Below are 20782 nucleotides of genomic sequence, written 5' to 3'. Positions count from 1 at the left end.
ATCCCAACCTGCATAAAGCCCTGTTCGTTCTGCACAATGCCTGAAGAAGCTTACCGCCCTTAATAGAATTATTTACTGAACAAATCATTCTATATATGAAACTTGGACATCTCTTCTCGTTTTTGATTTGTGTGATATTTCTATCTCACTCCATAGTTAGGGCACAAGAGCCACTCTCATCAAACGGTAAATTTATTGATGTAAATGGTGCAAAAATTTACATTGAGGACTATGGGAAGGGTGAGCCTTTGATTCTACTGCATGGTTTTGGCAGGACGTTAGAGGACTGGAAGCCCTATATACCTGAATTTGCAAAAAGTTATCATGTAATTGCCTGGGACATGAGAGGACATGGCAGGTCAACAAATCCCGACACAAGCAACGTTTTTCTTCACGCGACTGCCGCACAAGATTTGAGTGCCCTAATAAAAAAACTTAGTTTAAAAAAAGTAAAGGCAATTGGACATAGTTCGGGAGGGATAATCATACTCTATGCTGCACTAAAAGAGCAAGACATGTTTGAAGCGATTGTTCCGATAAGTGCACAGATCTACTTTAGTGTGCAAGTTCGTGAGTTTATAAAAAACAACGCAAAGCCTGAGGCGTATTATGTATTTAATGAACTTGAAAAACAACATGGCGAAATCAAAGGAAGGTTGATTGCGAATCAGTTTTATCATTTTCAGGAACTCTATGGTGATCCCTCCATCACAATTGACCAGCTTACCGTTATCAAAGCTAGGACTCTCGTAATTCATGGAGATAATGATTTTGTCCCCGCTTCTCAAGCTTACGAAATGTACAAAAGTATTCCCAATGCTCATCTTTGGATTGTTCCAAACGGTTGGCATACGCCTCATATTGGTGGTGCGAACGAAGCTGATTTTACCAAAAAGACATTAGAATTTCTAAAAGGCGATTGGGATAAAGCGCGTTGACTGAAACTTAGTAGTTAAACACTACTGAAACCAGCCTCCTCCGTGGTCTGTGTCCCCACAGACTTCAGCGAAAAGCCATTTGTTCCCTATACAACTATTCTAGTCCTTTCAATCATAAAGCGCTTAAAATCAACCATTACAATTTACTGCTTGACCATTTCCAACCTTTTTGTTTCAAGTTGCCTCTCTTCCTTGAAAATCGTTTCCACGACTCTTTGCCCAAATGCTGCGCGTTGAAAATACAAGTCGAAACAACCTCGTAAGGCCGACCCGTTCCAGCGGGCAATCGTGCCAGCAGAAATGAAAACAGAAAAAATTTACGGTACTGATTTAGTCTTATCCATTAAAGAGCGCATGAAATCACTCATTCCAATTCTCTGCACGGTTATTTCCGTTCTTTTTGTTACAGGTTGCGTCTCTCCCTCGACGGATGATAAAACGGAAATAAATATCTCTTGTCAAGAATGCGCTGGAAAGGAAGTATCTCTGACTAGATCTACTATTTTACCTACTGGGCCTAAGGAAATTTATAAGTCCCAGTTTGATTCCTCAGGGCGTGCAAGAATTGAATTTATCCATAAGGATACCCTCGATGCACACCTGGTGATTGGGGATTATGAATTCTCCACGCCTCTTTACTTGGAGCCAGAATCAATTATCGACCTTACGATTGAGAATGGACTCTTTAAGTTTGGTAGGGATTTAAAAATCATAAATTCATTTTATAATAAAATAAATTTGAATGCGAAAAAAGGACAGGATTATGTAAACGCCAATTGGACAAAATATATGTCTGCACCTTCTTCTGAGCGACAGGTATATTTTGATAGCCTCGCAACGTTTGGTCCAGAGATAAAAAAGCAGATAGAATCGGACAACTCTATTTCAGATTATTATCGAAAGATACTAATCGATAAAATCTCCCTTTTTAAAATCACCCAACACCTGTTTTTTGATACGAGGGTCGATCTAAATAAAATATTCAATGAGGATAGCAGCGTCGTTTTAGATTCGTCTCTTTCTAATGTATTCAAAGAGGTAATCCTGCATCCTCATTATATTAATTATCCATCCTATACGTGGTCATTAAGTAATAGATTGGCGCCGTTATTTGATGTTATTTTAGACTATCACTATGATCATGAAGTGAAAACAGATAAGTATGACTACGTTAAAGGAGCAATTATAAAAGACGCAAAACTGAACGATTATCGAGAATTAATGATGGCCTTATTTGTAGCTCATATGTCGTATGATTTCCGGATGCATTATGATGAAGAGGTAAAATTCATTGATTCGTTTCAAAAGGATTATCCTCGCTCAAAGTACTTGGAAGGATTGAAATATATCCTTACGGATTACCATGACTTGAAGGGTGGAATGCCTATGAAGGACCTGAAAATGCAGAATAGTAATGGGAAAGCATTCTACCTTTCTGATCTTAGGGGAAATCTCATTTACATCGATGTATGGGCAACGTGGTGCGGGCCTTGTGTAGACGAACTGGAATATTCTAAAAAGCTATCGAAGAAATATGCAACTCATCCCAAATTAAAATTTCTCTATGTATCGATAGATGAAGACACGGAGAGATGGAAGAAATTTTTGAGAGACAACTCACAAATTAAAGGACTGCATGGTTTACAAAACTCTGAATTTGTAGAAGATTCAAGCATGATCACCAGCCTGTATAAAATTGGTGGAATCCCCAGATATGTCTTGATTAATAAAAGTGGAAATATCATCACTGCTAATGCCAAACGCCCGTCGGAATTATTATCTAATAATTATCTGGATTCTTTGTTAACACTTTAATCGGTTTTTTTTAACAGAAAAGACAAAGTTCAGCAAGCCGTACTTTGGTAGTTTTCAGACTAAAATACCAGCTATTCCCGACATGCAAAGGCGGCGGCCGACCGTGCTGTTCCCGAATAGGCAATGTTTAAAACAAAACGATGGCCTTCCAAAACTACCACCGATCTGGCGGAGGTAGTTTTTCTTTTCTGGCCAGGTCGTCCAGCCAGCGCATCCGGTAGGCATTCATGGCCGTAGTACCCAGGCTATCGATGAGCCGGTAGTTGACCACCAACCCCACCGCAGCCCCCACGCCGGGAATGAGCTGGGCCATCTTGGCCAGGTCGATGTAGTCGCGGTACTCGAGCTGAAAGGTAAGCCAGTCAAACTGGTTGATGTCGTCCGGCAGGAGTTGGCTTTGCTCGTTCCACCGCTCCATCTGATGGTACACCTCCTGCCTCCGCTCCTGACTCGAAAAAGCCAGCTGAAACACATGCAGGATGTAGAGTCGCTCGCGGTAGTCGTCGATGGGGTAGCCGTAGAGAGCCGCTATTTCGAAAAGCATCTTCATTTTGATTCCCAGCAGCAGTGGGAAGTCGGCCAGCGCCAACCAGAAGCCTCCCGCGCCGGTCAAAGCACCTTCGGTAGCGCCGGTTTTCTTATAAAACCGGATTCGGTCCCGCACGTCCGCCTCCCGCACCTGCAGGGACGCGGCGGAGTCCGGCTGGCGGGTGGTGAAGCCCGCGCCGTAAAGTACCCCCCGGGTCATCTGCTTGATGGCCGCCGTCACGGCCTGGTGTACCCTGGCGGGTATGATGCGATTGATGCGCCGCTGCACCGCCTTGGCCAGCCGATTGACTGCTGATGGCGGACGCTGCATTTTTTGTTGCCACTGCTGCAGCTCGCGCTGGGTTAGCTCCTCATAAAGTGTCATGGTGTTTTAAAATGAAGGGACCCGGTTTAGGAAAGTCACTCAATATACACATTACAGATCGGTAGTTTTACTTTCGAAAGTATTTACCAAAAATCAGTCCTCTTCCTATAAAGGGAAGCCTGGCTATCCTGTGGCGTGTTACAGGGAACATCTTCATCAAAGATTACAGGATAGTCACTTTACCGAAGAGCTTTTCAAACACTATCGTAAACACCTGGATGAAGTACCCTATCGCCCTCTGCCGGAGGCGCAGACTTTGTCCGCACCCCGGCGGGTACTTGGAAACTTTGTAAAATCCATTGCTTACGAGATTGATAAAGAGGAAAAAGAATCTGCGGGCAAATGCTTGATTTGCAATGCTTGTTCGGTGGATCGGTGTCCTTCACAGACCACAGTGAAGTGTTGTCGGGCTATCTATGCCGTGTGGGCACAGACTACGGAGAATCGCACTGAGTCAGATATTATATTATGAAATCAAGGTAGGTTTCTTTTTCCTAATTCTACCTTTAATAAGTGCAGCGTAACATACGCTTACGCTTGTCATTGCCCAAGTACACCTGAAAACCAAAACCGATTCTCAAAACACCGGGACTACCGTAATTCATACCCTCTCTGATTAAGAAATTAATCGTCTTACTGTGAGCCGTATAGTTAGCCGATACATCAAAGCTCACCGCAGGAATAAGAAAGAAAGCTACACCAGCTGTCGCCCCGTATAAGAAGCCGCTATTTGTCAGCAAATGTTCATAATTGTCAGTAAGTCCAACCGACCGATCGTAGTCAATGAGCCAACCGGCCGACAGAGTTCCGAAGGGCTTAACCGTTTCGTTGCTGCCCAAATAATAGCGTACGAAGGGAGATACACCGATCGTTGTCAAGGATTGGATATACATCATATCTTTGAGATAAACATACTGAAAAGGAAGTTCTAGCCCTACCACTAAATTAGTACGGATAAATCGACCCAAAGCAGGTGTGAGATTAAGAGTTCTGATGGGTCGAAAATCATTTGAGGTAAAATGACCAACGTGGGTGCCGACCAGGTAGGTGCCGGGCTCGATTTGGGCATTCGCCACTGAAGTCAAATTGAGTAAGACTGCTACCATCAGCCAGTAAGCGCAGTGGGTTGGTTTCATGGAACAGATGGACAAAAAAATAAAGATGGTCGACTCAACTTTGTGTGAATTCTAGACAAGCAGGTAGCTGTCGTTACCGTGTGTTTTTACCTAAATAAATTTGAAAACCCAGGTTAGCCGCCAGCCTATTTGCCTTGTCGTAACCCAGTGCGTTATTGCTGGAATTATAACCGTACTCTGCTTTTTTATTTGTTTCCGTGTAGCTAAGTGAGAGATCCAGGCTCACCCAACTATTTATAAAAAAAGCTACCCCTCCCCTCGCTCCGTACAAGAGATCAGTTTGAGACTCAGATTCAGTTTCGGTTGAATTGATGGAATACCTTACGTAGATATAACGAGGTCCTGCCAATACGCTAACAAAAGGCTTAACCCGACCCTCACCAATGTAATAGCGCACAAAGGGGGTCAGAGCAATATGGATAGAACGATTGGGGACCGGGCTATTACGAAAAGAATAAAAGAAGGGTAGCTCAAGGCCAAGGGCTAAATTAGAAAGTACAAACTTGCCATAAGCTGGGCTGAGGAGAATTGAAGAAGCTCGGGTGTCTCGAAGGGATAAGGACAGCTCCCCCGCTTGCATGCCTACTAAATGCTTCCCTTTTTGGGTTTGTGCCCAGGCGGGAAAGGCTCCGTTAAGTAGCCCCACCGCTAAAAGAAAAGCAAGCTTTTGGCCTGGATTCCTAAAATAACGAGCAGGAACAGATAACAAACTCAAAAATGAAGTCATAAACTGGAAGTAAAAAAGGGTACATTTTATTCGCTTCAGAGCAAAGTTTTCTTCTTTTACGAAATCACCGTGTGTTTACTTACGATAAATCGCTCACTTTATTGTTTGATTCAATCCGCGGGTATCGGATCAAGAATTGGAAACTCACCAATAGGCCGGCGGGAAAAACGGAATTAATGTCCGCCTCGTGCCCATTATCGAACAAAGATGTTCGATAATGGACATTCCTATGCTTGACAATTTGACATAAGTAACTGAAAGCCAATAATTTAAAAACATGGCACAGTATTGATAGCTAAGGGTATAAACCAAATATACTTTACCATTTTAATAGAAAAAGCCATGAAAACTGTAAAACAAATTGTCATTGCCCTAGCCCTCGGCCTCCTGCTGAACGTTCCAACCTTTGCCCGCTCGATCGAATCGGCACCCCTACCCACTGCCAACTACCCCGAGAAGCCCGCCTTCCAGATTGGGATGTACCAGGTCATCCATTCCCTGAACGTCAATGTGATGATTGAGAAAGTGTTGGGTCAGCGGGTAACCATCGAGGTACTCAACGAACGGGGAGAGGTACTTCACAGAGATGTGCTTGGAAAAAAACAACGCAAATACGCCCGCACGCTGAATTTCTCGGAAATGAGAGACGGTCAGTACGACGTGGTGATCAGTAGCGGTGACCAAAGGGTAGTCCGGCAGGTACAACTGGATACCCACAAACTTTACGAAATGCCCCAACGGCTTCTGATAGCCGAGAACTAGGAAACCACTACCCGACCTGATTTCAAAACTACCCCCGGTCAGGTGGGGGTAGTTTTTCTTTTCTGGCCAGGTCGGTGTAGACCCGGTACTCGAGCTGGAAGGGGAGCCAGTTAAACCGGCCCCGCAGACCTTTACCATTGCAGGATCAGTAGGAACACAAACCAAAGAAGGCCCGTGAGTAACTCACGGGCCTTCTTTTTTATGCCTTTCGTCTGCTTTACTTATGGTTGTTAAACTGGTAAAACAATCCCAACTGGAAGACATTGTTGGTGGTTGTATTTCCAGTTTTATTTATTTGGCTGATGCCTGGAACCCATCGGCCATCAATCCCCAAACCAGAATCAAACAGATAGCCCAGGCCTATTGGCAAAGACACATCCGTGGACTTATACTCATTTTCCAAATCAACTTCCAGACTGTTCGCTTTATTCCTTGCGCTTAGCAGGAAACCTAACTGTGGACCTGCCTGTAGGCGAAACCCATTGTTAAACATGTACTGGAACAAAACAGGGACGTTGATATAGTTCAGTACGAATTTGTTGGTCAATGAGCCGGCTGTACGCGAGCCCCCCTGGCTGGAAAAAACTACCTCCGGTTGAATCGCCCACTGCCTTGATAAGTGTACGTGCGCTAGCCCTCCCAAATGGATACCGGTAATGTAATCCAGACTTGCACCGTCCTTCACCTCGAGATTAGAAAAGTTAGATCCGACTTTTAGACCAAATGATGGTGCCTGGGCTTGTAGATTACTGAATGAAAAAGCCAGGAGCGAAAGAATCAGGATTTTTTTCATGATACTAAGTTTAAGTAGTGTGTTATTCGAGTTTCAAGTTAAATGGATAATAGTACTATTCGTATAAATGGCATGCCACTCCAAAATAGAATACTGGTGAGCCCATTCCGATGCAGCTTTTAGGTGATAATTGAGTTTATTATTTGCAACTAATTAGCATTCAACTACTTGATTTGAACCAGTGTCTTTCTTTTAAATAAATTGATAGGTACAAGATCCATTTACAGCCTACTTTTCAGGCAATTTCAGAGCTGCCCGTGCGCACAAAATGGTGGAAAAAAGTATACAAATCGTAGAAAAGGGAAGGGTGAATACACCATTATGACCACAAAAAAAGATTCTCTATACCACTACGTCAGCCGCCAGGCTGGCGTCCCGAAAAGGGTTGACATAGTTTGAGAATCGGGAAATACAACGTCAGGCTACTCTCCGTTTGAGCTCAACACACTGACCGTGAATCCTTTTCCGTTAGGTACTTTGCGTTATTTCCAAAACCCCTGGTACCTCCCCATCCAGTAGGCGAACAGAAAATAGGTTCCGCTGTCTTCTGTTTTACCGCCATTTCCGACGTCGAAGTGTTTCGGGTTGGTATTCCAACGGGAGATACCGCTTTCGGGCGTAGGAATGGGGCGGGTGGACTGAGGCTTTCTTGCCCGGCTGAGAAGCGGGTCTTTGGGGAGGTCCCACCGGTGGCTGTTTTCCATGCGCCAATCCACAAGATCTACCGGATACTGCTGAATTTCTTCCAGTGCTATTTCCAAATCGCAATCTTTATCCAGTAACGCGCTGGCAAATACATTCCATACCGGCATACGGTCATTTCGTACGGCCTTCCAGCTTCGCTCAAGGCTCTCGATGTACATCTCCCGATGGGGGTCACCGTGGCTATATCGTAACAGGTTGTAATAGGGAAAGAAGTTGAGAATGTCGTCGGAATGGCTGGTTTCGAAAGGCCCGAATTTTTTCGCCTGTAACGCGTTTTGGGCATAGCCGTGCTGGCTGACCAGGTACTTATAGTGTTCTTCAAACTTGGGATCGCCCGTGAAATGGGAGGCCGTTTTCATAAAAGAAAGAATCTGCAGGGAATTTAACCCGCGCTCATACATCCAGTTGGTCGAATGATTCAGTGAATCAGGGTGCCAAATGCCCCAGCGGGTAGGCTTTCCGTCCAGGTCGATCAACTGGTAATCGTTGTCAACGATATGGGTTGCTATTCGCTTGATGAGCTGTCGGACCCTTTCTTTTTGTTCGGCATCGGCAACCAAATCAAAAAACAGTGGTAACACAAATAGGTGGCCCGTGATTTCGTCCGAGCTGGTGTCATCGAGCCAGTACCATTTTTTGTCGGGCGAGAGGTGCCACTTTTTAGGGTGAGGTGATCGGGACGGCGTGATGGAGTCGGTAGCTGCGGCATAGGAGCGCGCCGGATAGCCCGAAATCCCGCTGACGATTTCCAGCCTTTCGAGGGCTTCGAAGGTTCTGATGGCATTGGCTTTGGCAGTGGCATCTTTGGTTACCCCGTAGCGAAAGCATTCGGCGGCCAGGTAGCAGGAGGTCCACAGCCCGTCGTTGTCTTCGTTTTGCTGGTAGCTGCTCGATACATCGCCCGGTACTCTCAGCATCGACCGGTTAATCAACCCGCGCCGGTTGTGGCGCAACGCAATGACCTTCTCTATGCTATCCGCTTTCTGTGCCAGAGTCATGGGCTGCCGTTTAATCTGCACGATTCCTTTGGGCGTCGCAATCCAGGTGCGGAGCGAATCGACGATCAGGATGTCCTGTACCTGGTCATCGGGAAGCCAGCGTTTTCCCTGGTAGTAATGCCAGCGTTCATCCTTTTTGATCGCGCCTTTTGCGGTACCCATCCAGAGGCAATCCTTACCGGGACGAAGTACGGTGACGGGGCCATAGGGTAGTCCGTTCGCGCCCGTCGCTACCCAGTGGTTCCCATCTCCGGCAATGCAACTGACCGACTGAGCACTGCTGAAAACTACGTCATTGCCGCTATTCAGGGTAGCCAAAGCGTGGTACTTTTCCTCGTAGGCAACGGCCATCAGGGCCTCATCCAGGTTGACCCAGCCCCTTGCCTCCCGACGCCAGAGGCCGTTGGTCGTGGCTACGTACAAAGTACCCTGGGCATCTCTGGCAATACTGTTTACCCGGGTTTCCTTTATTACCTGAGATGGTTTCCAGCTTCCTTCCCAGACGAGCAGGCCCATAGAAGTACCAACCAATAGTTTTTCGGGGCCTTCCCAAAACAGACAGAGAATGGTGTCTTTTTCGGAAACAGGCGGCTGACCGATACTTTTTTTACCGTCTTCTGCCTGAATAGACCGCGCCGAAGCCAGCCATAAATTGTCGCCCGGATCGAGGGCCGCAGTCAGCCAGGCTGCCCCTTTGTTCGTTCCGGTCCATATTCCCTCCCGGTAGCGAAACACACCCGTTGGCGTAACGGCAATCACAGCATCGTTCGACGTGAACAATTTGAGTACATTTTCTCCCGCCCCTATGGGTAGTTGAAGGTCTGTCTTGATATCCTGGGTGTAAAGATCCTTCGACTGCGCAAAAACACAGGAAGCGGTCGTGAGCAGCAATAACAATGAGAAGATGAATCGATCGGAGGGCATTTTTTAGTGGTTGACCTGGTGACAATACAATAAGGATGCGGCGCACCCATTGTCCATAATACACGATAAGTGGCTAAATTTAGGAAAAAACACAGGTTCAGGGCTTTGTTTGGCAAATTTTTGATCCCGGTAGCCCTAATTTGCAGTTTGAATGGTCAGCCGTTGTTTTTGTAGTGACCCGCATTTTTATCACGGATACCAGCCAGAAGGATTTACCAAAAATCAGCCCCTCCCCTAGTAAAGCCATGTACATCCCCGCCACAAACGCCATGAACGACCGGGATGAGATCGTCGATTTCATGCAGCGTTTCAGTTTTGCCACCATCATTTCAACTAAAGACAGCGTCCCTACTGCCACCCACCTGCCCTTCGTGGTGGAGGTGAGAAACGACACGATCGTACTCCTATCCCATTTTGCCAGGGCGAATAGCCATTGGAAGTACCTTGAAGGTCAAACGGTTTTGGTGATTTTCAGCGAACCCCACGCCTATATCTCCACCGAACACTACGACAAACCTCAGAATGTACCGACCTGGAATTACGTGGCCGTTCACGCCTACGGAACAGTGCAGTTGGTGGAAGGCTACGAACCGACGGTAGCGATTCTCGAAAAGACCATCGAAAACTACGAGGCTGCGTACGGAATGCAGTGGAACGGGTTCCCCGAAGAATACAAAACGAGAATGACCAAAGGGATTGTGGCTTTCGAGCTGACGGTTACGGATTTGCAGGCCAAGCAGAAGCTGAGCCAAAACCGAACCGATAGCGAGAAGAAGAGAATTATCGAGTCGCTTGCCCGAAGCGAGGATAGCAACGAAAATTGCATTGCGGATTACATGCAGAATATGGCCGGAAAGTGAAAGACCATGCCTGGATGGATACCCTTCACGATACCAGCTTGATGAGCCGGGAAAAGAGACCGGAAAGGCGTCTAGTTGGGAGTAGCAGAAACATTTGGTATAATTAAAGCATATTAGCAGGTAGTAGTGGCCCTAAAACGATCAATTATGGAGCATTTTGATTTCAAAAACGCAGTCCTCATGGTTTTACTCGTTGCCTTAGCGGTTGGCTGCCAGACCAAAGAGCAGCCAAAGGAAATCGCGAAATCATCCTCAACCGACCTCAAAGCTGAAATCAGAGCCCAGGTTGACAGCCTGTACGAGGTGTATGAAAAATTTGGTTACGAATGGATCGATTTCTACGATGATGAGTATACGGCCATATACCCCAACTCACCGATCAAATTGATGAATAAGGATTCTTTGAGGGCACAATGGAAGGGGATCTATCAAAAATACCATGTCAAGCTTATTGAGCGGGGAGAGCCTACGATCATCGAGTCGGAGGACATGGCCATTTCTTACAATAGTTTTAATGAAATATTTGTCAATAAGGTAACAAACGACACCACTAAAAATGTGGGAACGTATATCATAGCCTGGAAGAGACAGCCTGACGATTCCTGGAAAATCGTATTCGAGACGTTGCATAATAATTAAGACACTTCCGGCACTACCCCTAATCGAAAATTCTTTGGCTAACGGCTCTATTCCATGGGCTGTTTCTCCGCACATACCATTAATATTGCAGATAAATAAAGGCTGGGAATGGTCACTTCACCATTTCTCGTCCAAGGCATTGTCCCCCTAATTAACACGTTGTTCAAAGTGTAAATAAATGGAAAATAAAAAAGTACGCGCATTTCCTTTTTTGCTTATCATTATCGTCATAGGAGTAGCATTGTTCAAGTTATTCGACTTCGAAACCCTGACATTCGCCAAACCGGCATTAGCCATTGTATACAGCATAACCTTCTTATTATCAATCTATTTTCTGGTGAGACATTTAAGAAAGTAAACCGGAAAGCAGGAAATGCAGCTAACACCAGCTTGGCAATATGCCGCTCCCAGCCCACCCTGACTGGGGATAGAGGTTGTTTGTCATTTAGGCTGACTTGTTTTTAAGCCATTGAAAGGCTAAGTTGGTCCGTTTTTGAAATCCCACACTATGACAGAGGAAGAGCAATTGTGGAGGCATTTTACCAACGGCGACGAAAAGGCACTGGAAGAGCTCATCCGCTTATTCGGTAAGCCACTGGCGCTTTATGGCCGGAAAATGGTAAAAGATGATCTGCTGATCCAGGATTGCATTCAGGAAGTCTATATTCAGCTGTGGCAGTACCGCGCCAACCTGCGGCAAGTGACGGAAATCCGCCCTTACCTTTTTACCTGCCTGAGAAGAAAGCTCATCACCATCCTCAAACGGGAGCGCCTGTTTGTCTCCACGGAAAACGAAGAGGAACTCCCTTTCCGGGCGGAGTTCTCCATTGAAGAGCGGCTGATCGAAAATGAAACGGAGGCGGCACGGGTCCGGCTGATCAACGGCTACATCAATCAGCTTCCCAAGCGTCAGAAGGAAGCAATCTACCTCCGGTTTTTTGAAAACCTGAGCAATGACGAAATCGCTACGGTCATGGGCATCAAGTACCAGACGGCCACCAACCTGATCCACGAAGCCCTTACCTCCCTCCGCGAATCCTTCCCCAACAAATTCACCACCCTGCTGCTGGCTTGCCTCGATTTTTTCCTCTATTGAAATTTTTTGAAAAAAAATAAGACCAAACCAGTATAATTTCTGGAGATGCTTTCTACTACTAGTAAAAGCAATAGAACGTTTCCATGAAAATTTATTTTGATTACAAAGTTCAGGATTACCTGGCCGACGAAAGTTTCCGGCGCTGGGTACTGGACGGGGGGCTTCGGAATCAGGATTCAGCGTGGAGCCGGTGGCTTTTACAAAATCCCGACTACGCCGGCGAAGCCCTGAAGGCGCGGGACATCCTATTGGCCGCCAGGCCCGTAGAAGAGCCCTTCGAGGAAGGGTACTTTGAAACGATCCGCCGGGAAACGCTGGGGGCTATCCAGGCAAACAGAAGGAATGTGCGTCCCCTCTGGTGGCAGGCTGCCGCCGCAGTGTTGGTGGTGTCCGGCCTGCTGGGATGGCTGTTGCTCGATAAGACCCAAAGCCCGGAAACGGTGGTGGTTGCTCAACGGGATGACGTAGTTGCGCCACCGGATACCTCGGCCGCAAATACCGTTTTTCTGCAAAAAAACAGCTCCGATGTCATTTTGCCGGTCGCTTTGCCGGATGGGAGCTCTGTGCTGCTTCACCCCGGCAGTGAGCTGAGCTACCGCCACACTACGGGTGGTACCCGGGAAGTACAACTGACCGGCAAAGCTTTTTTCGAAGTAACCAAAAATCCTTCGAGTCCTTTCCTGGTGTACTCTGGCGAGATGGTCACAAGGGTGCTGGGGACGAGTTTCACGGTGACGGCTTACGCCAACGATGCTGATTTTTCGGTCGTGGTAAAAACCGGCCAAGTGGCTGTTTCGGCCCCAAAGGAAAAGATGGAGACAGCCGCCGCAGACCTGGATGACCAAACCACGATTCATCTGGTGCCTAACGAACAGCTGTTTTTCAATCGAAAGAAATCCTACTTCAAGCGCAAGGAAATCAATCAACGGGACATGCTCCGGTACGTACCTGACACCCGCAATGTCTACGCTTTTGAAGATAAACCCGTGGCCGATGTATTCCGGCAAATCGGAATGGCCTACGGCCTGGATATTGACATGGAAGAATCATTGTTCAGTGGCTGTGAACTCACGACCAACCTGACCGATGAGCCCCTGTTTGAAAAGCTGAGTATCCTATGCAGTGCCGTAGGACCCAGTACCAGTTTTGTAGTCAAAGAAGGCCGTATCCGGGTAATTTCCAAAGGCTGTAACCAATAACCTTCACACTTAATCCCCCTTATCAATTCATGCATTTACATTTATATCCGCCCCCCTGACAGAACCAGAAAAGCCGGTCATGTTTGCACCATGACCGGCTTGAATCCCCCCCAACTTGCTCTGTTCAAGATGCTCCCTTGCCGGGGAGCGTGAGGAGTTGTTTTTGCCTTTTCAAATCACAAAAACCTTTAAATCTATGCAAAAAAATCAACATGGCGCTAATCTGTGGCTAAGGATTATGAAAATTACTACCGTACAGATTTTCATGACATTATTGCTCTCAGGGATCTCCTGGGCGGTGCCGGCTCAGGAATTGCTCAACAAACGCATCTTTATTCCGAAAGAGAATACCGAGATGCGCAATGCCTTGGCCCTCATCAGTAAGGTGGCCAAAGTAAAGATCACGTATAACTCGCAACTGATCCCCAAAGGCCAGTCCGTATTGCTGTATGCCAACGACGAGCGGCTGGAAGAAGTCCTGAACCGGACCCTGAATCCGGCCGGGGTTTCGTTTGTAATTCTCAATAAACAAATCGTACTGAGAAAAGCCGAAGCCCCCCGCCCTGACAACGAATCGCAAGCCGTAGACCAGGCGCCGGACCGGAGAGTGACCGGCCGGGTGCTGGATGAAAATAAAGCGCCGCTTCCGGGGGTGAGTATCGTCGTGAAGGGCACCAGCCGGGGTACCACCACGGACACCGACGGAAGGTTCTCGATCGACATACCGGATGGTGCCACGCAGTTGATCTTTTCATTTGTGGGGTACGTCACGCAGGAGATCGAGGTAGGCAATCAGTCTGAGCTCAACCTTACGCTGGCGGTAGACAGCAAGTCCCTCGAAGAAGTAGTGGTGATCGGGTATAACCGGGTAAAAAAGAGCGACCTGACCGGATCGGTGGTAAGTGTGGGAGCCGAGGAAATCAGGAAACGCCCGGTCGCCAACGTACTTCAGGCCATTCAGGGCCGGGCCGCCGGGGTGGATATCACCTCCAACGAAAGGCCCGGCGAGATGGGGAGCATCCGGATTCGCGGGAGCCGCTCGCTGAGTGCAGGAAATTCTCCCTTGTATGTAGTGGACGGCATCCCCCTGGCTGCGGGCGGCATCGAATCTTTCAACCCCAACGACATCGAGTCAATCGATATTCTGAAAGACGCCTCGGCCACGGCGGTGTTTGGTTCCAGAGGGGCCAACGGCGTGGTGCTGGTGACGACCAAGCAGGGCAAAAGAGGCAAATTATCGTTGAATTACATCGGTACCGCTACCATCGAAAACATGCAGGACCGGACTCAGATGATGAATTCGGGACAGTACATCGAATTTCGGCGGGACGCGTACCGGCGGGCGGGAAATTATCCGGCAGCACCCACGCTCCAGGATGATCGCCGGATTTTTGGGGGCGATGCCAATGCCTGGGCCAACGTGGCCAAAGGCTGGCAAAACGGTACGTGGGACGGAAGCCTCGTCCCGACTACCGACTGGACCGGAATGGTACTGAAAACCGGAGTAACTCAGGACCACACCCTGAGCGTGAGCGGTGGCACCGACAAAATGAAAGCGTATGGCTCCATCGGGTACTTATTTCAGGATGGCACCCAGCTGGGCCAGGATTTCGAGCGCTTCAATTCCAAGTTCAGCGTGGAGCTGAATCCGGTCAAGTGGCTGAGGTTTGGGGGTAGTATCAATGGGACCTACAGCATCCAGAACTACGGCTACGCCACCAGCAATGCCACCGGCCCCGGCAACCTGTACTTTGCCGCGCAGGGCATGCTTCCTTACGCGGTGCCTTTCGACTCGACGGGCAGCCGCATCAACCTGCCTGGTGGGGATATCAACATTCTGAATCCGATCGGAGAAGACCGTTACAACATCAACGAACGGAAGGTACTCCGTACGCTGGGGGTACTTTTTGCCGAAGTCGACATTATGAAAGGTTTGAGGTACCGCGTCAATTTTGGTCCTGATTTCTATCACCTCCGTAACGGCCGCTGGATGGACCGGAACTCGGTGAACCGGGGCGGGGGCGAACCGGGCTCCACCAACTACGCCCAGCTGAACCAAACTTCCCGTTTTTCCTGGACATTGGATAACCTGCTCTACTACAATCGTACGATCGCTGAGAAGCATGACTTTGGTGTCACGCTTCTCCAGAGTGCTTCGTCCAACCTGACCGAAACCAGCACTATGATGGCTACGGCCCTGCCCTGGGACAGCCAACGCTGGCACCAGCTCAATTCTGTCAGCAGCCTCGATGCCTTCGGGACGGGGCTGAGTGAGTCGCAGCTGGCCTCCTACATGGCTCGGGTCAACTACGGCTTTGATAATAAGTACCTTTTGACTGCCTCCCTGCGTTGGGACGGTGCCTCTCAGCTGGCCGAAGGCAACAAGTGGGATGTGTTTCCGTCGGCGGCCTTTGCCTGGAACATCGATCAGGAGAGTTTCCTGAAACCGGTGAACTGGATAACCCAACTGAAAACCCGCATCGGGGTGGGCAGCACGGGGAATGCCGCCATTTCGCCCTACCAGACTAAGGGAGCGATCGAAACCCTGTATTACACCTGGGGTAGCAAAGTAGAAGCCGGTTATGTGTCCTCGGATGCCTCTCTGGCCAATCCGGTGGCAATGGCCAACCTCAACCTGGGCTGGGAGCACACCACGCAGTGGAACTGGGGGCTGGATTTTGAGCTTTTCAACCGCAGGCTGAGTGGTACACTCGATCTGTACACTTCTCGTACCACAGACCTGCTCCTGCTGCGAAGCATACCTTCCATCGTCGGGTATGTATCGACCTGGGACAATATCGGTGCGACATCCAACAAAGGGATAGACCTGACGCTGAACACCGTCAACCTGCGCACCCGCGATTTCGAATGGTCATCGACGCTGAATTTTTCGGCCAACAGAGACCGGATCGAAAAGCTGGCCAACGGTGCCAATGACGACCTCTCGAACCGGTGGTTTATCGGCCAGCGCCTTGCGGTGTACTACGATTATGTCAAGGAAGGAATCTGGCAAAACACGCCCGAGGATCAGTCGGAGATTGAAAAATTTAACGCCAACGGTCATTCCTTCCGTCCGGGCGACATCCGGGTAGCCGACCTGAACGGAGATTACCGCATCGATGCCAACAACGACCGCCAGGTCATCGGCCATTCCAGTCCGAAATGGAACTTCGGTCTCAACAATACCTTCACCTACAGGAACTGGGATCTGGCCGTGTTTATATTTGGCCGCTTCGGCTTTACCCTCGCGACTGGCTCCGAGGCGCTGCAGGGCCGATTTGCGCAGCGGGTCGTAGACTACTGGACTCCGGATAACCCCACCAACAACTACCCCTCACCCAACTACAACAGTGCTGCTGGCGACCCGTTCAGGAGCTCGATGAACTACCAGGATGGCTCTTTCATCAAGGTCAGGAACGTATCGCTGGGCTACAACCTGCCCGGCACGATCACCAGTAAGCTCCGGATGGCCAACTGCCGCCTTTATTTACAGATGCAGAACCCGGGTTTACTGTACTCCGGCATATCCTGGGTCGACCCCGATTTGGGAGGCTCCACCTTCAACCGGGGCGTTGTATTTGGTCTAAATGTAGGGTTCTGACCGAGCCCTGCCGACAATCACTTTTGAGATAATAATACAGATGAAAAATATAAAACGAATCATAACCCAAATAGGCCTGGCATCGGTACTGCTGACGCTTCCCATGGCCTGCAATGAGGATTTTCTCGATGAAGACCTGATCACCTCGCGAAGTACCCAGGACTTCGAAACCCCCAACGGACTCGACGGCCTGGTGACCGGCATGTACCAGAGCCTAAAATTCCATTTCAACTACGAATGGGCCTACACCACCACCAACTACGGCGTCGATGAATTTACCGTGGGCGGCGACCGCACCATGCAGATGTGGAACTCGTACGACGCCAACCTCAATTCTCTGACGGGCGACGTGGCCACGATCTGGAACAATATGTACGGCAACATCAACTCGGCCAATATTGTCATCCAGAATGTACCGACGTACTACGGCGACGGACCTAACCGAAATACCCGGCTGGGCGAGGGGTACTTTATGCGCGGCTTCGATTACTTCAAGCTGGTGCGGCAATACGGCGGGGTACCTCTGAAACTGGTGCCTTCTACCTCCGTAGAGCTGGAATTCGAGCGGAATAGCGCGCAGGAAGTATACAACCAGATCATCAAGGACCTGGAACAGGCCTACGAGCTTTTGCCCCCTGCTTCTGCCGAAACGGGCCGGATCACCAAGTGGGCCGCGGCGCATTTTTTAGCCAAGGTGTACTTGTTCCGGGCCAGCGAGCTTAATAGTGACTGGAACGGCAGTACCAAACAGTCGGACCTTGAAAATGCCGTCCGCTACGCCAATCTGGTGATCGACAGCGGGCGTCATTCTCTGGCTGCGAATTTTAGCGATTTATGGAACTACGCCACGGTAGACGGCCCCAACGAAAGGCTGCCCGAGGTTATCCTGTCGGCGCAATTCTCCAACAATGTGTCTACGCAGGGACGCTACGGGAATCAGGTTCACCTTTATTACCCTTCCGTGTATCAAAACCTGCCCGGCATGCAACGGGATATTCCGGGCGACCGCGAGTTTCAGCGGTTGCGCTCTACCGACTACGCCCTGGATGTCTACGACCGGGTGAATGACAGCCGTTTCTGGAAAAGTTTCAGAACCACCTACTTATCCAACCGTCCCGCCTCTGCTCCCGTGTGGACCACCGGAAACGCTCCCAGTTCTGACCTGGCAGGCAAACCTAAATTTTCGGGCGGCCAGGAATCCATCCGTTACATCATCAACAAACCCGGGGACACCCGCTACACGTCCGCCAATATTCAGCGTCGGGCCCCGCACATGTTTGTCAGGTACTTTGAAGGGGAAAGCGAAAATATGCTGGGCGGGCATGGCAACTACGACGCCAGCCGGTACGTGGCCCTCTCCAAGTTTATGGACGGCAGTCGTATTTCCGTAGCTTCCCAGTTCGGCCAAAGAGATGGCATTCTGGCCCGCCTGGCCGAAACTTACCTCATAGCCGCCGAAGCTTACGGCCGCTTGCAACAGTACGGAAAGGCTGTGGAGTATATCAACAAAGTACGGGACCGCGCTGCGTATAAGGCTGGCGAAGATCGCTCCTTTTACGTAGATGGGGGCGTCTCGTACAAGAACAACACCGCAGCCAATACGGCCCAGTTTGTGTCATATTCCTCCAAGAACTCTTACTATGAATCCAATAACGTGGAAGAGACGACGGCCAGCAGCCTCAGTCAGCTGCACCTCAACAGCATCGACGACATCTTTAACGCTACTACCGAATTTTATGATAAAGTAGGTGCCAGCTCCAATGAAAGCAAGTTTGTCAACTTTATCCTGAACGAGCGCTCCCGCGAGCTCATGGGTGAACTCATGCGCTGGGAAGACCTGGCCCGTACCCGGACGCTGGTTTCTCGCGCTACGGCCTTCAACAACGAAGCCAAGCCTCTGCCCAACAAGCATTACCTAAGGCCCATTCCGCAAACCTTTCTGGATGCCATTCAACGAAGTGGGCGACCCCTCACCAATGAGGAAAAGCAAACCATGCAAAATCCTGGTTGGTAGTCGGTTGGCTTTGCAAAATAGAATAGCGGGGGGCGATCAGCATCTCCGCTTTTTTTATTGCTACTTTTGAAGGATGTCACACTTTTTCCCATCCGTGCCAAAAAGTACTTCTCAGGTCTTTATCAGAGAGGACTTCCCAGTTAAGTACATTTCCAAACAACTTTCCAGGCTCGCGGTGTGGTAGCAGTATAAAAGCCCATTTCTATTCCTTTCAAAAGATGTTTACCCTATTCATCTCTTTTATTTTACATGCAAATGATTAAGCGCGTTGCTTTCGGGACGCTAGCCATGGCCGGCTTAAGTACCCTCGGAGCATTCACAGGATCTTTTTTACCATCAACTGGCCCGGTTGACACGCCCAAATTGGCAGCAGGGATCACAGTCCCGGCTGGCTTTACAACTACCATCTATGCCGAGGAACTGGACGGCGCCCGGCACATGGCGGTCTCCAAAGGCGGCGATGTGTTTGTGCGGTTGTCAAAACCTAAAGACGGAAAAGGCACCTACCGGCTCAGGGATACCAACGGCGATGGGGTAATGGACGAAAAAACGGGATTTGGCGACTTCAAAGGAACGGGGGTCTTTATCAAAAACGGCTTCCTCTACACTTCTTCGAATAGCGGAATTTACCGCTACAAATTGAATGCGAAGGAAGAAGTGATCAATCCCGATGCGCCCGAAACGATTGTAACCGGACTGGTGGACACCGGCCGCGATAACGCCAAGTCGATCGCCCTGGACGACAAAGGAAATATTTACGTGAACGTGGGCTCGCCCAACGATGCCTGCCGCGAGACCGGTACGGGCAAAGGGATGATGCCCTGCACGCTGCTGGACACCGTGGGCGGAATCTGGCGCTTTCGCGCCGATGTCCAGAATCAGACGCGCAAGGATGGCTTTCGCTACGCTACGGGCCTTAAAAATTCCGTGGGTATTAACTGGAATAATCAAACCAACAGCCTTTTTGTCCTTCAGCACGGACGCGGGCAGTTTCATGATTTTTATCCTGAGCTTTTCACCCCCCAGCAGAGTGCCCTCCTGCCGGCCGAAACCATGTACGAAGTGCACGAAGGCGATGATGGCGGCTGGCCCTATGTGTACTACGACCCGATTCAGAAAAAGAAAATGCTGAACCCCGAGTACGGCGGCGACGGCAAGAAAACCGGGGGAGAGAAAGCGTTGAATCCGGTGGCGGCGTTTCCGGCCCACTTTGCACCCAATGCAGTCGTTTTTTATACCGGGACCATGTTCCCGGCCCGCTACAAAAACGGCGCCTTCGTTGCCTTTCACGGCCAGAATTCAGAAATGAAAAAAGGGTACTTTGTGGCCTTTATCCCTTTCAAAAATGGCAAGCCGTCGGGTCCTTACGAGGTGTTTGCGGACAATTTTGCGGGCGTAGACCTGGCCCAACCGGACGGGCCGGTACAGCACCGCCCCTGTGGACTCGCACAGGGGCCCGATGGCTCACTGTACGTCTCCGACGATTTGAACGGCACTATTTACCGGATTGCCTTTCAAAAAAAATAAACAAGTGCTAGTTTTAAGGACCTGATTTGCTTCGCTTACTTAGCCAATCAGGTCCTTTTTTTGTGGCGGTGAATCCGAATTAATTTAATGCTTGAATTGGTTATTGGAAAAGTAATTCTTCCACGACCCTGGAAG

General features: G+C 49.1%; 15 protein-coding genes. 10 read left to right on the top strand and 5 right to left on the bottom strand.

Annotated elements, in window-relative coordinates; all coding sequences use genetic code 11:
* The first annotated feature begins 95 nt into the window (after positions 1-95).
* Together IE117_RS09355 and IE117_RS09350 are read left to right on the top strand one after the other, a co-directional pair.
* On the top strand, positions 96-938 hold the full coding sequence (locus IE117_RS09355) for an alpha/beta fold hydrolase (RefSeq protein ID WP_189564016.1): 843 nt from the start codon (positions 96-98) through the stop codon (positions 936-938).
* 300 nt (positions 939-1238) lie between these two features.
* A complete protein-coding gene (locus IE117_RS09350; protein ID WP_189564015.1) occupies positions 1239-2753 on the top strand; it encodes a TlpA family protein disulfide reductase in 1515 nt (504 codons plus the stop codon).
* A 154-nt stretch (positions 2754-2907) separates the two neighbouring features.
* Here IE117_RS09350 and IE117_RS09345 read toward each other — a convergent pair whose 3' ends face one another.
* From IE117_RS09345 to IE117_RS09335, 3 genes are all read right to left on the bottom strand, one after another.
* Positions 2908-3666 (bottom strand): EcsC family protein, encoded by a 759-nt coding sequence (locus IE117_RS09345; protein WP_189564014.1) that lies wholly within the window; start codon positions 3664-3666, stop codon positions 2908-2910.
* A 506-nt stretch (positions 3667-4172) separates the two neighbouring features.
* The gene (locus IE117_RS09340; protein ID WP_189564013.1) at positions 4173-4802 is read right to left on the bottom strand and encodes a hypothetical protein; all 630 of its coding nucleotides are present in this window, start codon (positions 4800-4802) and stop codon (positions 4173-4175) included.
* Between the two features lie 73 nt (positions 4803-4875).
* Positions 4876-5529, bottom strand: a complete 654-nt coding sequence (locus IE117_RS09335) for an outer membrane beta-barrel protein (protein WP_189564012.1) — start codon at positions 5527-5529, stop codon at positions 4876-4878.
* A gap of 342 nt (positions 5530-5871) precedes the next feature.
* Between IE117_RS09335 and IE117_RS09330 the strand changes: the two genes are divergently transcribed.
* Positions 5872-6291: a T9SS type A sorting domain-containing protein gene (locus IE117_RS09330; RefSeq protein WP_189564011.1), complete on the top strand. Its 420-nt coding sequence runs from the start codon at positions 5872-5874 to the stop codon at positions 6289-6291.
* A 217-nt stretch (positions 6292-6508) separates the two neighbouring features.
* Here IE117_RS09330 and IE117_RS09325 read toward each other — a convergent pair whose 3' ends face one another.
* Together IE117_RS09325 and IE117_RS09320 are read right to left on the bottom strand one after the other, a co-directional pair.
* Positions 6509-7084, bottom strand: coding sequence for a porin family protein (locus tag IE117_RS09325; protein WP_189564010.1), 576 nt, complete (start codon positions 7082-7084; stop codon positions 6509-6511).
* Between the two features lie 482 nt (positions 7085-7566).
* Entirely contained in the window at positions 7567-9711 is a 2145-nt protein-coding gene (locus tag IE117_RS09320) for a ligand-binding sensor domain-containing protein (RefSeq protein ID WP_189564009.1), read from the bottom strand.
* A 245-nt stretch (positions 9712-9956) separates the two neighbouring features.
* Here IE117_RS09320 and IE117_RS09315 point away from each other — a divergent pair, with 245 nt between their 5' ends.
* From IE117_RS09315 to IE117_RS09285, 7 genes are all read left to right on the top strand, one after another.
* Positions 9957-10571 (top strand): FMN-binding negative transcriptional regulator, encoded by a 615-nt coding sequence (locus IE117_RS09315; RefSeq protein ID WP_189564008.1) that lies wholly within the window; start codon positions 9957-9959, stop codon positions 10569-10571.
* Between the two features lie 180 nt (positions 10572-10751).
* A complete protein-coding gene (locus IE117_RS09310; protein ID WP_189564007.1) occupies positions 10752-11210 on the top strand; it encodes a YybH family protein in 459 nt (152 codons plus the stop codon).
* Positions 11211-11718: 508 nt separating this feature from the next.
* Positions 11719-12306 (top strand): RNA polymerase sigma factor, encoded by a 588-nt coding sequence (locus IE117_RS09305; RefSeq protein WP_189564006.1) that lies wholly within the window; start codon positions 11719-11721, stop codon positions 12304-12306.
* A gap of 83 nt (positions 12307-12389) precedes the next feature.
* Positions 12390-13505 (top strand): FecR family protein, encoded by a 1116-nt coding sequence (locus IE117_RS09300; protein WP_189564005.1) that lies wholly within the window; start codon positions 12390-12392, stop codon positions 13503-13505.
* A gap of 196 nt (positions 13506-13701) precedes the next feature.
* Positions 13702-17106 (top strand): TonB-dependent receptor, encoded by a 3405-nt coding sequence (locus IE117_RS09295; RefSeq protein WP_229580584.1) that lies wholly within the window; start codon positions 13702-13704, stop codon positions 17104-17106.
* Positions 17107-17146: 40 nt separating this feature from the next.
* Positions 17147-19120, top strand: a complete 1974-nt coding sequence (locus tag IE117_RS09290) for a RagB/SusD family nutrient uptake outer membrane protein (protein ID WP_189564004.1) — start codon at positions 17147-17149, stop codon at positions 19118-19120.
* Positions 19121-19375: 255 nt separating this feature from the next.
* A complete protein-coding gene (locus IE117_RS09285) occupies positions 19376-20647 on the top strand; it encodes a PQQ-dependent sugar dehydrogenase (RefSeq protein WP_374757955.1) in 1272 nt (423 codons plus the stop codon).
* Positions 20648-20782: the final 135 nt, after the last annotated feature.

This window comes from Persicitalea jodogahamensis (genome assembly GCF_014651615.1).
GTDB lineage: Bacteria > Bacteroidota > Bacteroidia > Cytophagales > Spirosomataceae > Persicitalea > Persicitalea jodogahamensis.
The sequence above is the reverse complement of the archived record's forward strand: the minus strand, read 5'-3'. Positions and strand labels throughout refer to the sequence as shown.